This window comes from Ruegeria sp. SAZD013 (genome assembly GCF_059612525.1).
In genome coordinates this window covers 133,477-148,942 of sequence record NZ_JBXWQT010000024.1, presented here as the reverse complement: position 1 = coordinate 148,942, position 15,466 = coordinate 133,477, and the positions used below count along the sequence as shown (strand labels likewise).

The 15,466-nt window shown below is 59.3% G+C and carries 14 protein-coding genes; 2 read left to right on the top strand and 12 right to left on the bottom strand.

Annotation, left to right across the window (positions count from 1 at the left end; all coding sequences use genetic code 11):
- Nucleotides 1-7 precede the first annotated feature (7 nt).
- Both AC2FLU_RS13530 and pdeM read left to right on the top strand, forming a co-directional pair.
- Nucleotides 8-2,419: a ligase-associated DNA damage response DEXH box helicase gene (locus tag AC2FLU_RS13530; protein WP_496812011.1), complete on the top strand. Its 2,412-nt coding sequence runs from the start codon at nt 8-10 to the stop codon at nt 2,417-2,419.
- 40 nt (nt 2,420-2,459) lie between these two features.
- Nucleotides 2,460-3,122 (top strand): ligase-associated DNA damage response endonuclease PdeM, encoded by a 663-nt coding sequence (gene pdeM / locus AC2FLU_RS13525; protein WP_496808837.1) that lies wholly within the window; start codon nt 2,460-2,462, stop codon nt 3,120-3,122.
- 2 nt (nt 3,123-3,124) lie between these two features.
- On the opposite strand, the gene AC2FLU_RS13520 is transcribed toward pdeM, so the two are convergent.
- The 12 genes from AC2FLU_RS13520 to tolR form a co-directional block, all read right to left on the bottom strand.
- Nucleotides 3,125-3,718, bottom strand: coding sequence for a LytTR family DNA-binding domain-containing protein (locus AC2FLU_RS13520; RefSeq protein ID WP_480473722.1), 594 nt, complete (start codon nt 3,716-3,718; stop codon nt 3,125-3,127).
- 373 nt (nt 3,719-4,091) lie between these two features.
- Entirely contained in the window at nt 4,092-4,982 is an 891-nt protein-coding gene (folD, locus tag AC2FLU_RS13515) for a bifunctional methylenetetrahydrofolate dehydrogenase/methenyltetrahydrofolate cyclohydrolase FolD (RefSeq protein WP_480554481.1), read from the bottom strand.
- Nucleotides 4,983-5,033: 51 nt separating this feature from the next.
- Nucleotides 5,034-5,339: a chorismate mutase gene (locus tag AC2FLU_RS13510; RefSeq protein WP_480880457.1), complete on the bottom strand. Its 306-nt coding sequence runs from the start codon at nt 5,337-5,339 to the stop codon at nt 5,034-5,036.
- A 55-nt stretch (nt 5,340-5,394) separates the two neighbouring features.
- Complete coding sequence (locus AC2FLU_RS13505; RefSeq protein WP_496715701.1) at nt 5,395-7,071, bottom strand: formate--tetrahydrofolate ligase; 1,677 nt, start codon at nt 7,069-7,071, stop codon at nt 5,395-5,397.
- A gap of 144 nt (nt 7,072-7,215) precedes the next feature.
- A complete protein-coding gene (locus AC2FLU_RS13500; protein WP_496808836.1) occupies nt 7,216-7,812 on the bottom strand; it encodes an MOSC domain-containing protein in 597 nt (198 codons plus the stop codon).
- A gap of 98 nt (nt 7,813-7,910) precedes the next feature.
- Nucleotides 7,911-9,827 (bottom strand): ATP-dependent zinc metalloprotease FtsH, encoded by a 1,917-nt coding sequence (gene ftsH / locus AC2FLU_RS13495; RefSeq protein ID WP_480518822.1) that lies wholly within the window; start codon nt 9,825-9,827, stop codon nt 7,911-7,913.
- A gap of 75 nt (nt 9,828-9,902) precedes the next feature.
- A complete protein-coding gene (gene tilS / locus AC2FLU_RS13490; RefSeq protein ID WP_496808835.1) occupies nt 9,903-11,162 on the bottom strand; it encodes a tRNA lysidine(34) synthetase TilS in 1,260 nt (419 codons plus the stop codon).
- Nucleotides 11,153-11,977, bottom strand: a complete 825-nt coding sequence (gene ybgF / locus AC2FLU_RS13485; RefSeq protein WP_480476809.1) for a tol-pal system protein YbgF — start codon at nt 11,975-11,977, stop codon at nt 11,153-11,155. The genes tilS and ybgF overlap by 10 nt, the downstream gene beginning before the upstream one ends.
- A 4-nt stretch (nt 11,978-11,981) precedes the next feature.
- Complete coding sequence (gene pal / locus AC2FLU_RS13480; RefSeq protein WP_480518818.1) at nt 11,982-12,488, bottom strand: peptidoglycan-associated lipoprotein Pal; 507 nt, start codon at nt 12,486-12,488, stop codon at nt 11,982-11,984.
- A 72-nt stretch (nt 12,489-12,560) separates the two neighbouring features.
- Entirely contained in the window at nt 12,561-13,880 is a 1,320-nt protein-coding gene (gene tolB / locus AC2FLU_RS13475) for a Tol-Pal system beta propeller repeat protein TolB (RefSeq protein ID WP_496808834.1), read from the bottom strand.
- A complete protein-coding gene (tolA, locus tag AC2FLU_RS13470; protein ID WP_480624078.1) occupies nt 13,877-14,980 on the bottom strand; it encodes a cell envelope integrity protein TolA in 1,104 nt (367 codons plus the stop codon). The genes tolB and tolA overlap by 4 nt, the downstream gene beginning before the upstream one ends.
- A 9-nt stretch (nt 14,981-14,989) precedes the next feature.
- Nucleotides 14,990-15,466, bottom strand: a complete 477-nt coding sequence (gene tolR, locus AC2FLU_RS13465; protein WP_480473731.1) for a protein TolR — start codon at nt 15,464-15,466, stop codon at nt 14,990-14,992.

The following is a 15,466-nucleotide window of genomic DNA, read 5'->3' as shown; positions in this document are numbered from 1 at the left end:
TGCGTTCATGACGCAGATTCCCGCACGGATTGCCGCGTGGTTTTCCACCAAAGGCTGGTCCATCCACCCGCATCAGCAAGAGATGTTCGACCGCGCATTCAGCCCGGCGACACTGCTGATTGCGCCCACCGGTGGCGGCAAAACCATGGCCGGGTTTCTGCCGTCGCTGGCTGAACTTGCGGATGCTGGCCACAATGGATTGCACACGATCTATGTCTCGCCGCTCAAGGCGCTGGCCGCCGACATCAAACGCAATCTGCGCACCCCGGTGGATGAGATCGGCCTGCCTGTCAGGATCGAGGATCGAACCGGTGACACCTCAGCCACGCAGAAGAAACGCCAAAGGGCTGATCCACCGCATATCCTGTTGACCACGCCGGAAAGTCTGGCGTTGCTGACCTCGTACGAGGATGCCCCGCGTATGTTTGAAGGTGTGCAGCGGATCATCGTCGATGAAATCCACGCACTGGCTGAAAGCAAGCGCGGGGATCAGCTGATGCTGGCGCTGGCACGCCTGCAACGCCTCAATCCCGATCTGCGCCGCGTCGGGTTGTCGGCGACGGTGGAAGATCCTGTTGCGATTGCCCGCTTTCTGGCCCGCCACCCTGATCCCTGCCAGATTGTACAGGCCGACCCCGGTCCGGACCCGGATATCCGAATGCTGGAAACGTCGCAGATGCCGCCCTGGTCTGGCGGTGGCGCGGCTTATGCTATTCCAGCCGTGCTGGAGCAGATCAAGCAGCACAAGACCACATTGATCTTTCACAATACGCGCGCCCAGGCCGAGATATTCTTTCACAACCTGTGGCTGGCCAATGATGACGGTCTGCCCATCGGCATCCATCACGGCAGTCTGGACCGGCAGCAGCGCGAGCGGGTCGAGGCGGCGATGGTCCGGGGTGACTTGCGCGCCATCGTCTGCACCGGTTCGCTGGATCTGGGCATCGACTGGGGGGATGTCGATCTGGTGATCCAGATCGGCGCGCCCAAGAATGTCAAACGGCTGGTGCAAAGGATAGGACGGGCCAACCACCGCTATAACGCACCTTCCAAAGCCCTTTTGGTACCTGCCAATCGCTTCGAAGTGGTCGAATGCGTCGCCGCGCTAGAGGCCGCCAAAGCCCATGAGCTGGATGGGGAACCCCGCGGCCGTGGCCCGCGCGATGTTTTGTGCCAGCATATCCTGATTGCCGCTTGCGCCGGACCGTTCAACGCCGATGATCTTTATGCCGAGATGACATCCGCCGGGCCTTACGCTCAATTGACGCGGGCCGAGTTTGACGCCTGCCTGAATTTCTGTGCTACCGGCGGCTATGCTCTGCAAGCCTATGATCGCTGGCAAAGGCTGCAACACGGCGCCGACGGGCAATGGCAACTGCGCGACCCGCGCGCCGCATCGCGAATTCGTATGAATCTGGGCACGATTCAGGACACGGATACGCTCAAGGTTCGTCTGAAACGCAACCGGGGCGGCAAGCCACTGGGAGAAGTAGAAGAAGCATTCGCTGCCTCGCTAACGCCCGGCGACACCTTCCTGATCGGTGGGCAAATCGTGCGGTATGAGGGGCTGCGCGAGATGGTGGTCGAAGTCACGCGGCACGCTGACCGAAAGCCAAAGATTGCGACCTTCTCGGGCACGAAATTCGCAACCTCCACTCAGCTTAGCGACCGCATCCTGAACATGTTTGCCCAAACTGACTGGCCACAGCTTCCCCCTCATACGTCTGAATGGCTGGATTTGCAGCGCCAGATGTCCCGCCTGCCCCAGCGTGACCGGCTGCTCATCGAGAGCTTTCCCAGCGACGGGCGTGAACATCTTTGCGTCTACGGCTTTGCCGGACGAAATGCACAACAGACTTTGGGCCTGTTGTTGACAAAACGGATGGAGGAGACCGGACTGGCCCCGCTGGGTTTTGTCGCCACGGACTATGCCACACTGATCTGGGGTCTGGACGCGGTTACCGATCCCCGTCCGTTGCTTCAACCCGATGCACTGCGCGACAGGCTTGACAACTGGCTGGCAGGTAACGCCGTTATGAAGCGCACGTTTCGTGCATCGGCCACCATTGCCGGTCTGATCGAACGCAACATGGCAGGGCAGCGCAAAAGCGGGCGGCAGGCTACGTTTTCGTCCGATATCCTGTATGACACCTTGCTGAAATACGATCCCGATCACCTATTGATGCAGATCACCCGCGAGGAAGCCATGCGTGGGCTTGTCGATTTCGGTCGGATCGAAACAATGCTGGCCCGAATTGGCGACAGGATTGATCTGGTGCGGCTGGAGCGTGTTTCACCCCTGTCAGCGCCACTGTTTCTGGAGGTTGGCAAAGTGCCGGTGAAAGGCAGTGCCGAAGAAAGGCTTCTGGCGGAAGAAAGCGCGCGGCTGCTGCAAGCGGCGGGGTTGGAACAGCTTTGATCTGCTTGCGCCGGGCCCTGAAACAGGCCAAGAACGTATCATGAACGAACTTGAGTTTCCCTTTGCGGGTCAGCGCCTGTGTGCTTTGCCGTCCGGTGCGCTTTGGTGGCCAGACGAAAGCTTGCTGTGCGTGTCGGACTTGCATCTGGGTAAATCCGAGCGCGTCGCGCGGCGTGGTGGGCCTTCACTTCCGCCTTATGACAGCCGTGAAACGCTGGACCGCCTGAAAGATGACCTGGGACAAACGAACGCCAAAACCATTGTATGTCTGGGCGACAGCTTCGATGATCTTGAGGCTGCCCGGGCGCTGCCAAAATCAGAAATGCTAAGGATCGCGACCTTACAGTCCGGACGTCAGTGGATCTGGATTGAGGGGAACCACGATCCCGGTCCTATTGAGCTGGGGGGAACCCATCTGTTCGAATGGCACCGTGGCCCGCTTGTTTTCCGTCATATCGCGCAGGATCCCGCGCGAGGAGAAGTTTCCGGCCATTACCATCCAAAAGTCCGGATCAGGGTCAAGGGACGTCATATTTCACGCCCCGCTTTTCTGCTGAATGATCATCGCATGATACTTCCGGCCTATGGCGCTTTTACCGGGGGGCTTCGCAGCTCTGATCAAGTGCTGTCGGCACTGATGGGATCGCAGGCGATGGCGATCCTCACAGGTCCGCGTCCATACATGTTGCCAATGCCGCAATAGGTTCAGATCAGGCCATCCATTTCCAGCATCGGTTTGTATTTCCGGCTGACCGGAACCAGATCACCATTGATCAATTTCAGATAGGTTTTACTGCCTTCCCTTTCGACACTTACAATGGATGCGTCGGTGACCCAATGCGAACGGTGCGAGCAATGACCCGGGACAGGCTCCATTTCGGCAATCGCATCTGTGAAACGCGACCGGAGCGTGAAGGTGCCTTCTGAGGTGACAACATCCACGTTGTGATCCCGAACGGTCAAGCGATAGATCTGCCCGTTGAATCTGGGTGGCAAGCGTTTGACAAGTCGTGGTTTTTCAAGATCAGATTCAGTAATTGCCGCGGCATTCAGATCGTTGCGCTGTACAAGCATCAAGCCTGTCGCGAACAAAGCGCCATAAACCACAATCCTCTCGGCGTCCGGCGCCATATATCCACCACAGGTGAAAAGAACCCAGGCCAACATCCAAAGTGAAGGCGTGAACAATGCCAAGGTCAAAGAAACAAATGCCAGATCCCTCGCCGGAACATTCAGGAAAACGGGGTTCTTCCGCATCAGCTTTCTGGCAAGCCCGGTAACCGTCAAAGCAAGGACCATCACTCCCGCCCAGAATACAAGCCGCAGTCCAAATGACAGGTCAGAATCAAGGAAGGGTGGAAACGCATATGCAAGTAAAGGAAGAAAGACCAAACCCGCTACCACACGTTGCGGTGAAAATGCCTTCAGGATTATACTTATTTTAGACGTCATACCGCTTTTGTGCATGAATTAGCATAGCTCACCCCGAATGTGTCAAACACAATAGTGCCTTCACCTGTAACCAGCTGGGATTACAGGGATATCACGATTTGTTCGGCTGTCAAACCCATTCAGGGCGCTTTGCCCATGCAGTCAGGGGGCGATTTGGCTGGAGCTTTGCCTGCCAAAAAAAGGGGGCCGGTCCGAAGGGTCCGATCCGGCCCCGCGTGTATCAGGCGGTCAGGCCTTCTGGTTCGGGGAGTTTGTTTGCGCGGCAGCAGGCGGTGAGGGTGTTAGCCAGCAGGCAGGCGATGGTCATGGGGCCGACGCCGCCGGGGACGGGGGTGATGGCGCCGGCGCGCTCGGCGGCGCTGGTATAGTCGACATCGCCGACCAGCTTGGTCTTGCCATCGCGTTCGATGCGGTTGATGCCCACGTCGATCACGGTGGCGCCTTCCTTGATCCAGTCGCCGGGCACCATCTCGGGGCGGCCGACAGCGGCCACGACAATATCGGCGCGGCGCACCACATCCGGCAGGTCCCTGGTGCGCGAATGCGCGATGGTCACAGTGCAGCTGTCCCCCAGCAGCAGCTGAGCCATCGGCTTGCCCACGATGTTCGAGCGACCGATGACAACCGCATCCATGCCCGACAGCGACCCGTGGTGATCGCGCAGCATCATCAGGCAGCCCAGCGGGGTGCAGGGCACCATCGATTTCTGACCAGTGCCCAGCAGGCCCACATTCGAGATGTGGAAGCCGTCCACATCCTTGGCCGGATCGATCGAGTTGATCACCAGATCCTCGTTCAGGTGTTTTGGCAGCGGCAGCTGTACCAGAATGCCATGCACCGCCGGATCAGTGTTCAGTTTGTCGATCAGCGCCAGCAGGTCCGCCTCGGAGGTCTCCACATCGAGCTTGTGCTCATACGAGTTCATGCCAACCTCGACGGTCATCTTGCCTTTCGAGCGGACGTAGACCTGGCTGGCCGGATCCTCTCCCACCAGAACCACGGCCAGGCCGGGGGTGATGCCGTTTTCCTCTTTCAGCTTTGCAACCTGATCGGCCACCTGCGCGCGCACTTTGGCGGCAAAGGCCTTCCCGTCGATAACCTGCGCTACCATCCTTTGGTCCCTTCTTTCAAAACCCAAACGGGCGCAGAACGCGCCCGGTCTTTACTCGGGGCCGAGCACACGTTCCTCACGTGCAATCGACCAGTCAATCAGAATGCGCCAGAGCGTTTCGGACAAATCGGGGTCCATCCCCGCGGCCTGCGAACTGGCGCGCACCTTTTGCACCACATCCTCGACCCGGTCCGGGATGCGGGCGGGCAGGCCCTCGCCCGGCTTCAGCTCAGACGCGCGGTCGATATAGCTTGCGCGCCTCACCAGCATCCCGATCAGCAGGCGGTCCAGCCTGTCGATCTGAACCCGCAGATCCCGCATCGAATGGCAGTCCTGCGGCGGTGTCAGAGTGGGCATCATCGTCTCCTCATGGCCCGGGGGTTCCGGACCATGAAATGTCTTATTCAGCGACTTAGAACAAGCCCTCGATCTCACCTGCGTCATTGAGGCAGATGGTTTCCGCGGCCGGTTTGCGGGGCAGGCCCGGCATGGTCATGATCTCACCGCAGACAACCACGATAAAGCCCGCACCCGCGCTCAGGCGGACCTCACGCACCGGGACCGAATGGCCGGTGGGCGCGCCCCGCAGGGTCGGGTCGGTCGAGAAGCTGTACTGGGTTTTCGCCATGCAGACCGGCAGGTTGCCATACCCCGCTGCTTCCCATTCTTTCAGCTGCGTGCGGATCTTGTTGTCGGCCAGAACCTCGTCGGCGCGGTAGATGCGCTTGGCGATGGTTTCGATCTTCTCAAACAGCGGCATTTCGTCGGGGTAGATCGGCGCGAAGTTCGCAGAGCCCCCTTCGACGATCTCCACAACTTTGCGGGCCAGATCAGCAGACCCTTCCGAGCCCAGTTCCCAGTGGCGCGACAGAATCGCCTCGACCCCGTGAGAGGCGCAATAATCCTTCACCGCCTGAACCTCGGCATCGGTGTCGGTGACAAAGTGGTTGATGGCGACAACAACCGGAACACCGAACGACTTCACGTTCTCGATGTGACGGCCCAGGTTGGCGCAGCCCGCCTTGACCGCGGCGACGTTTTCCGCGCCCAGATCGGCTTTGGCGACGCCGCCATTCATCTTCATCGCGCGCACGGTGGCAACCAGAACCACGGCAGAGGGCGCAATGCCCGCCTTGCGGCACTTGATGTTCATGAACTTCTCGGCACCCAGATCGGCGCCAAAGCCCGCCTCGGTCACCACATAGTCAGCCACTTTCAGCGCGGTCTTTGTGGCAATGACCGAGTTGCAGCCATGCGCAATGTTGGCAAACGGGCCACCGTGGACAAAGGCCGGGTTGTTTTCCAGCGTCTGCACCAGGTTCGGCTGCATTGCGTCTTTCAGCAGAACGGTCATCGCGCCTTCGGCCTTGATGTCGCGGCAATAGACCGGCGTCTTGTCGCGGCGATAGGCCACGATGATATCACCCAGACGCTTTTCCAGATCCTTCAGGTCGTTTGACAGGCACAGGATCGCCATGACCTCGGACGCCACGGTGATGTCAAAACCTGTTTCGCGCGGGAACCCGTTCGACACGCCGCCCAGGCTGGCAGTGATCTGGCGCAGGGCGCGGTCGTTCATGTCGACCACACGACGCCATGCGACCCGGCGAGTGTCGATCTCGCATTCATTGCCCCAGTAGATGTGGTTGTCGATCATCGCCGACAGCAGCGAATGGGCCGAGGTGATCGCGTGGAAATCGCCGGTGAAGTGCAGGTTCATCTCTTCCATCGGAACAACTTGCGCATAGCCGCCCCCTGCAGCGCCGCCCTTCATGCCGAAGTTCGGACCCAACGAGGCCTCGCGGATACAGATCATCGCATTCTTGCCGATCCGGTTCAGACCGTCACCCAGACCAACCGTTGTGGTCGTCTTGCCCTCACCCGCGGGCGTCGGGTTGATCGCCGTCACCAGCACCAGCTTGCCGTCTTCACGACCCTGCACCGAGTTGATGAACTCCTGGCTCACCTTCGCCTTGTCATGCCCATACGGCAACAGATCATCACTGGATATTCCAAGCTTCGCGCCGATCTCCTGGATCGGCTTCTTATTCGCTTCACGCGCAATTTCGATGTCGGATTTATAGCTCATTGGCCGGGGTCCTTGATTGAATACCGTGCAAAACCGACGTCTAACGTCGGCGCTACGCATTCCATACCCTTGTGTACAATCTGATTAGCCATGGATTCCGACATTCTGGCGTCGCGAAGCGTCGTCAGGTCACTTCATCGGTAACTAATCGGAAACCTGCATATTTTCGGGGCTCCAGGCAGGCTGGTCCGGAACAAAGAGCTTGAGGTGATCGCCCCGTTGAATGCGCCCAGGACGTTCGACCCAGCCCGTGACACCCCGGCGCCGGATGGAAGCGGGTTTGAACCCTGCACCATACCCCTGATGATCCGCTTCGATTTCGCGACCGGGCAATACGCAGGGGGCGTTTTCCATATCCACAGTGATCGTCAGCCCGTTGACCGCCTGAAGGCGCGAGGACGGCGGAATGTGCGAGAAATCCGGAACACCTTTCAGCACTATGGATGCGCCCAGATAAGACGGGTCAAGCCGGTCCAGCCCCATGTTCTGCGCGATCTGCTGCAACTCTTCCAAGGACAGCACCGAAAGTTGACGAACATTGCGGATTTCAGTGCCCTTGGGATAGAGGTTCGAGACCCGAACACAGGACGCACGGTTCAGACCTTCGTGCCGTTCGCCTTTCGCGCCCTCAAACCCAAGATCCAGCAACTCCACGGGCTTGGCACGAAGCGATCCGCCGGCAGGAACAAGGCCCAGCCAAACGACTTCGGCTGCAATTTCGGTTTCCCGCAAAAACGGCATACGCGCTTCCCTACCCATTGGTGTCTGCCAGCGCATAATGCCCAGTAACGCTCTGATGGAAAGAGAAAAAACCCGGGCAGAGCCCGGGTTCTTGCTGGTTATGCTGTCGGTTCAGGTTCCATCCCGCCCTCAGGCGGTGATTTCTTGGCCTTGGTCTTGGGGATGGCTGTGACGCTGGGCGCACTGCCCTCGTCCGACTTGTCGTTCCGGTCATCGCTGTCGCCGGGCGATTCCCCGTTCATGACGCGTTTGATTTCGTCACCGGTCAGCGTTTCGTATTCCAGCAAACCTTGGGCCAGACGTTCCCATTTTTCGTTATGATCGGTCAGAATCTTGTGCGCCTGTTCATAGCCTTGCTGGATCAGTCGCTTTACCTCTTCTTCAATCAGTTCCTTGGTATGAGCCGATACCGAGAACCCGGCAGTATTGCCCTGGTATCCCTCATGGGCCTCGGCATAGTCGATATTGCCGACCTTGTCCGACATTCCCCAGCGCATCACCATGGCACGTGCCAATTGGCTGGCCTGCATGATGTCCCCGGCAGGCCCGTTCGACACGTGATCTTCGCCATACTTGATGACCTCGGCCGCCTTACCTGCCATGGTCATCGCCAGCTTTTGTTCGCACTCATCCCGGTGATAGTTCAGGCGATCCATTTCCGGCAGCGAAACGACCATACCCAGCGCGCCGCCGCGCGGTATGATGGTCGCCTTGTAGACCGGATCGCACATGGGCAGAGACAGACCAACAACAGCATGACCCGCTTCGTGATAGGCTGTTTTTTCCTTCTGATCCTGAGTCAGCACCATCGAGCGGCGCTCGGCCCCCATCATCACCTTGTCCTTGGCGTTTTCAAAATCTTCCATGGTGACAAAGCGACGGCCCACGCGCGCCGCCATCAACGCGGCCTCGTTCACGAGGTTGGCCAGATCCGCACCCGAGAAGCCCGGCGTACCGCGCGCGATGATGCGCAGATCAACATCGGGACCCAGCGGTGTCTTGCGTGCGTGAACGCCCAGAATTTTCTCGCGGCCCTTGATGTCCGGGTTGCCGACTGTGACCTGACGGTCGAACCGGCCCGGTCGCAGCAGCGCAGGGTCCAGAACGTCCTTGCGGTTGGTGGCTGCCAGAATGATCACACCTTCGTTGGCCTCAAACCCGTCCATTTCGACCAGCAACTGGTTGAGCGTTTGTTCACGCTCGTCATTGCCGCCGCCATACCCGGCGCCGCGATGACGACCCACAGCGTCAATCTCATCGATAAACACGATACAGGGCGCATTCTTTTTCGCTTGCTCGAACATGTCGCGCACGCGAGACGCACCCACACCAACGAACATTTCGACAAAATCCGAACCCGAGATGGTGAAGAACGGCACGCCCGCCTCACCCGCAATGGCACGGGCCAGCAGCGTCTTACCGGTACCCGGAGGGCCAACCAGCAGCGCGCCCTTGGGGATCTTGCCACCAAGGCGGCTGAACTTCTGCGGGTTTCGCAGGAACTCGACAATCTCTTCCAGCTCTTCCTTGGCTTCGTCGATACCGGCAACATCATCAAAGGTCACGCGGCCATGCTTTTCAGTCAGCATCTTGGCCTTGGACTTGCCAAAGCCCATCGCGCCACCTTTGCCGCCGCCCTGCATCCGGTTCATGAAATAGACCCAGACACCAATCAGCAGCAGGAAAGGCAGCAGCGTGATCAGGAACGATTGAAACCCTGATTGCTGCTGTTTTACGGCCTGGACTGGTATGTTTTCCTCGATCAGAAGCTTGGTCACTTCGGCGTCGCCGGGTTTGATCGTGACATAGCTGGCACCGCTTTGCAGGGTATAGCGAATCTGCTCACCATCCAGGGTCACATTCTTGACTTCACCGCTTTGGACGGCACCGACAAAGTCGGAATAGGTTTTCTCGTTGCTCTGAAGCGTTCCGCCCGGTCCACTGAACAGATTGAACAGTGCAAGGATGAGCAGGAACAAAACGACCCAAAACGCGATATTGCGAGCGTTGCCCAAGGAAATTCTCCTAAAAGTTCCGGCAGGTGAGACGCTGCCAAGTTACCTCTTAAAATAGAGAGGATTGTCGTATGTTCAATGCGATAAAAAAGATGTGTGGAACTCGGGCCAATCTGACGCAAGACTGGCATGCCAACCATTCGCGAGACCCGCAAGCGGGGCGGCCAGCACCCTATCCGCATTCCAAACCGCAGGCGTCGCTGTCAAAGCTATCCTGGGACGCCCGGTTGCCCGCCACTCGGGCACCTGTTGCAACCCCTCACCCCCCAAAGCACGGATTTCTGCGCCCATTGTTGCCGGTCCGCTCAGCCGCCATTTGCCATCCCACACAGCACCGGGTGCAGCCAACTGAGATTTCACGGCATTAAATTCCCTGCAAATCCAAACACTCCCGCCGTGTGGAACAATAAGACAACCGCCCACTGACGCCGATTGCCCATTCGCAACTGCATCCATCGCCCGATCCACTGCCGCCTGACGCGGGGGATAACCCGACCCGGCAACCCACGAGTGGATTCCCAGCAGGACACGGCGCCGAATCTCAAGGGGCAACGCGGCAAATCCGGCCCGGTTCACCCTCACGTCACTTTGATCCACTTGCGCCACGGACCGTGCGGATTCTTGCGCACAGATGCCAAGTGCCGTGTGTGCCTGCGCCAGATTGTCAGCCACGCGGGACAATGAAAGCGCATCAATTCCCAAAGGTTCTAGACCACCCAAAGCTTCGCGCGCCTTGATCCGATCGAAACGGGCATCCTGATTCGAAGGGTCGTCCACCCATGCCACGCCAGCCCCAGTCAGATAGGTGCGCAGCTGTTCACGGGCAATCCCCAGCATCGGGCGCAGTATCGTCAGCCCCCGCTGTTTCCGAATAGCCGCCATTCCGGACAGGCCCGTGACCCCGGATGATCGGCCCAACCGCATCAACAGTGTTTCCGCCTGATCATCTGCGGTGTGGCCCAGCGCAATGGCATCGATTCCGCGGCCCTTTGCCCATTCGGATAACAAATCATACCGCGCCTGACGTGCGCGGTCCTGCAAGTTGCCGGTACCGTCCCATCCCGACCAACGCAGCGTGTCATGAGGCATCCCCAACGCAGCCGCCTGCAGGGATACCGTTTCGGCCTCGCGCGCGGATTCGGGGCGCAACCCGTGGTCGACCGTGGCAACGAAAAGGGTGATAGCCTCATCCTGCGCCACATGATGCAAAAGGTGCATTAAGGCGACAGAATCGCCGCCTCCCGAAACTGCAATACCCAACTTGCGCGGAAGTGTTTCGGGTAGCCGGGCGCGAAGGTCTGCAAGTAGTTTGCTGGAGTGATGGTTCAAGTACATCCCAACGCGGTCATCTCCTGCGTGGCGTTCGAAAACTCTGGCGCAGAAGGAAAGCGTACTCCGACCTCATTAAGAGTGATGCAGGCCTGATCAGTCTGTCCCAAACGGCCAAGCGCCGCACCCAGTTCGTACAACGCCTCGGGTGCAAATGCGCCCTCGGAATCACCCGTGAAGCTGGCCAGGAATGCTCGGGCCGCTTCGCGCGTGTCGCCAATCCCTTCAAGGGCATGACCGCGTTTCAGGTTGGCTTCGGGCGCCAGCGGACTGCCGGGATAGCTTGTTTCAAACTGCGCAAACAACGTGGCAGCAGTCTGGAAATCGCCATCGGCCAACGCTTGCGAGGCTGCATCAAAATCAGCACGTTCACCTATGGCCAGTTCACCATGATCGGTCGCCGTTGGCGTTTCGATACTTGTTGGCCCGGTGATCACAGCGGCCGTGTCACCACCCAATGTCGAGGTCTCACCCAATGTCGTCAAATCGCCGCCTTCCAGTTCGACCAGCCGGAACTCAAGGTCACCGATTCGGTTGGTGCCGTCAGTGACAATGTTCTGCACCCGCTGGTTCAACTGCTCGGTTTGGCGGGTCAGGCGCTGCAATTCCGCTTCGATCGCGACAACGCGTTCTTGGACCGAACTGCCGGACAGGTTCGGTGCAGGTGAACCCGTGGTAGAAAACTCGCGTTTCAAACGCTGAATTTCCACATGTAGCACCGTTAGTTCCTGACGGATATCTGCAAGAGTTTGCTGATCCTGTGCCTGTGCAACACCAGCCGTCGCCACAACCGCCGCCAAAACCCATCCTGCAATGCGCATCATCTTACCCCAGAGTTGACCCGGTCAGAACCGTTACCGCACGGCGGTTCTTGGAATAACATTCCTCGGTGCTGCAAATCTCGATCGGGCGTTCCTTGCCATAGCTCACGGTATTCAGGCGGCTGCCCGCAACTCCGCGTGAAATCAAGTATTCTCGTGCCTCATTAGCGCGTTTGGCACCCAAACCAAGGTTGTATTCCCGTGTGCCCTGCTCATCCGCGTGGCCTTCAATCGTTGCGACAAAATCCGGATTGGCCAGCAACCAGTCTGCCTGCCCTTGCAGCACTGTTTGCGCCTCGGGCGACAAGGTCGACTGGTCAACGGCAAACAGGACACGGTCCCCGACCGTTTGCTGGAAATACGCGGGCGAGCGCGGATCACTCGGTGATCCGGGGACAATAGATCCAATGCCCCCGCTACCACCGCCGCCCAAGGCCGAGGGGTCATTACTTGTGCAGGCGGCGATCACACTCAGCGCGCCCAGCGCCAGAACTTTGCTCAATACGTTCATTTCAGGTGCCTCGTGTTATGTTTATTGCCGCCTGTCTACCACAGGGACGATTTGTTGTGAACTTTGCTGCGATCAATTCTGCAATGGGCCCCAGGAAGGATCGCTCCCCCCGTCCGGTGTACGTACCGGCCGCAGGTTCCTGCCCGAGATATCCACCGAGTAAAGCGATGCCCTACCGCTGGCCCCCTGCGTTTCGCGGGTGAACATGATGACCCGGCCATTGGGCGACCAGGTGGGGCCTTCATCCAGGAAAGACGCTGTCAGCAAACGTTCTTCTGATCCGTCGATGCGCATCACGCCGATATGGAACCGGCCCTGGTTCTGCTTGGTAAAGGCGATCAGGTCGCCTCGCGGCGACCAGACCGGCGTACCATAGCGACCCGCGCCAAAGCTGATCCGCGTGGCTTCGCCCCCGTTTGCTGCCATTACGTACAATTGCGGCGTGCCGGAGCGGTCGCTTTCAAAGACAATCCGGCCACCATCCGGCGAATAGCTGGGAGCCGTTTCAATTGCGGGCGTGTTGGTCAGGCGCGTACTTTGCCCCGAGGTGATATCCATTTTCCACAGGTCGGTATTGCCGCCCTGAATCAGCGAATAGACAATCGACCGGCCATCCGGCGAGAACCGTGGCGAAAAGCTCATGGTCCCGTCCTGCGTCTTCAGTTCCCGTGGTTTCGGGCGCCCGACTTCAGTCACGTAAATGCGCGGGCTGCCGCTTTCATAACTGGTATAAAGCAGCCGGTCACCGGTGGGTGAGAACCGGGGCGCCAGAACGATGGCGGCGCTGTCAGTCATGTACTGCACATTCGCGCCATCGTAATCCATGATCGCCAAACGCTTCAGGCGCTGGTCCTTCGGACCGCTTTCCGAAACAAAGGCAACGCGGCTGTCAAAATAACCGCCTTCACCTGTGATCCGGCTATAGACCTGATCGGCCACCTTATGCGCCATGCGCCGCCACCCGTCGGTGGTACCTGCCAGTTGAAGGCCATTGCCCAGTTCCTGGCCCGAAAACACATCCCACACCCGGAACCGGACCGTCAGTTTCTGACCGGACACATTGACAGCGCCCGTGATCAGGGCGTCAGCGTTGATCGCCTTCCAATCCGCAAACTGAACCGGAGCTTCGAAGCTGCTGACCCGGCTGATGAACGCATCCGAGGATATCTCGCGGAACAACCCGGTCCCGGTCAGGTCAGCCGCCACCACGCGCGAGATATCTTGCGCGAACTGAGCTGCGGCCGGGCCGTCCGGCACAAAATTCGGAACGGCAAAGGGCAAGGGTTCGATAATCCCCTCATCCAGTTCCAGACGCAAAGGCCCGCTCTGTCCATAAACCGGCGCAGACATCAATGTCAGGCCGACAAAGAGGCTGGTCAGAAGCTTCATCATTTGATCCGCATCCTCTCGGGGTTAAATGTAATCTCAACATCCTGCCAATGTTCGTATTTGTCAGCAGGCAAATCATATCCTTTGGCCCCGCAGCGCAAAATTGCACGTCGCGCAGCCTCGTAGGCCTGTTTAACGGCTCCCGCCGAGCCGCCAGAGCTGTCCAGCATCCGAACGCTGCCGCCGACGACCGTACCATCACGGTTCAACGAAAACGCGACAACAACCACAGTGTTCAGCGCATCTGTGGACAAGGAACCCACATTCCAACATCCAGAGACGGCCAGTCGCATCGCGTCTTTCTCTCCGCTGGTCAGCGGTGGACCAGAAGGTTCGGACCCGCTGCCCAAGGCTTCGGCCAGGGCGTCGTTAATTGCCGTTTCATCGGTTTGTTTTTCAGGTTCCGGGGTCGCTTCAGGCGTTTTGGCCACAGCGGGTTCGGATGGCGGCCTTGGCCGGTTTGGGCGCACGCGCGGCCGCGGAGATGTCAGGGGCGACTGTTCCTTGGTTTCCTCGGCCTCGGTCACAATCTCCGGGGCTGCCTCTTGCGGCGCGGTCTGATCCTGCTGTTCCTGCTGAACTTCTGCGCCTTCATCCAGGGATACCGGCGGCGTTTCAAAATCATCAGGTTTTGCCTCGGGCGGTGGCGGAGCTATTGCCTCGGGCGCGACGCGATCCGAGGGGCGCGGCTGTGCCTCCGGACCAGGCGGCGCAGGCTGTGCAACAGGCTCGACCTGAGGTTCCGTCAGAACCGGAGGCTCGTCAGGAACCTCGGGTTCTGGCGGCGCTTCCACGATGACAGGCTCTGGCTCTGGTTCTGGTTCAGCCGGTGCAACAGGTTCAGGGCGCGGCTGTTCGTCAATCACGGATTCCGGCGGTTTGGTCACAGCCTCCGGTTGGGGCGGTTGTTGCAACGCGGTCGGCACTTCGGGGACTTCCGGCGCATCCCGCTGGGCAGTCATCGCCGCGAATTGTTCAGCCGTGATCACTGAGACGTCCTGCACAGCCATCGGCAACGGTTCGGACCTGAAGGTGCCGCCGAACATCGCCCATCCGATCAGGCTGACATGCGCAATCGCTGAAATCTTGGTGCCGGTATCCACCGTGCGACCTCACTCTCCACCTTCATCCAGCGTCGGCCCACCGGTATCGGTCACAAGGCCAACGTTGGAAAAACCGCCCGCGTTCAGTGCACCCATGACCTGCATCACCTGTGCATAAGGGATTGCGCCATCGGCCCGCAGGAAAACCCGGTCGCTGCTCCGCTCTGCCGCAATGGCACGCAGCTTGCCAATCAACTCTTCGCGCAACACATCGGTGGTCTGGATCTGCACGCGGCCGTCTGCGGTCAGAGTCACGGTCAAAGGCTCTTCGTTGTCGCCGGGCAGCGCACTGGCCGCGGTCTTGGGCAGATCGACCGGAACACCAACCGTCAGCAATGGCGCGGCCACCATGAAGATGATCAGCAATACCAGCATGACATCCACGAAAGGGGTCACATTGATCTCGGCCATCGGCTGCGCGCGACCGCGACGCCGACCACGTCTGCGCCCATTGCCGCCCGAAGATTGCTGGATCGCAGCGCCCAT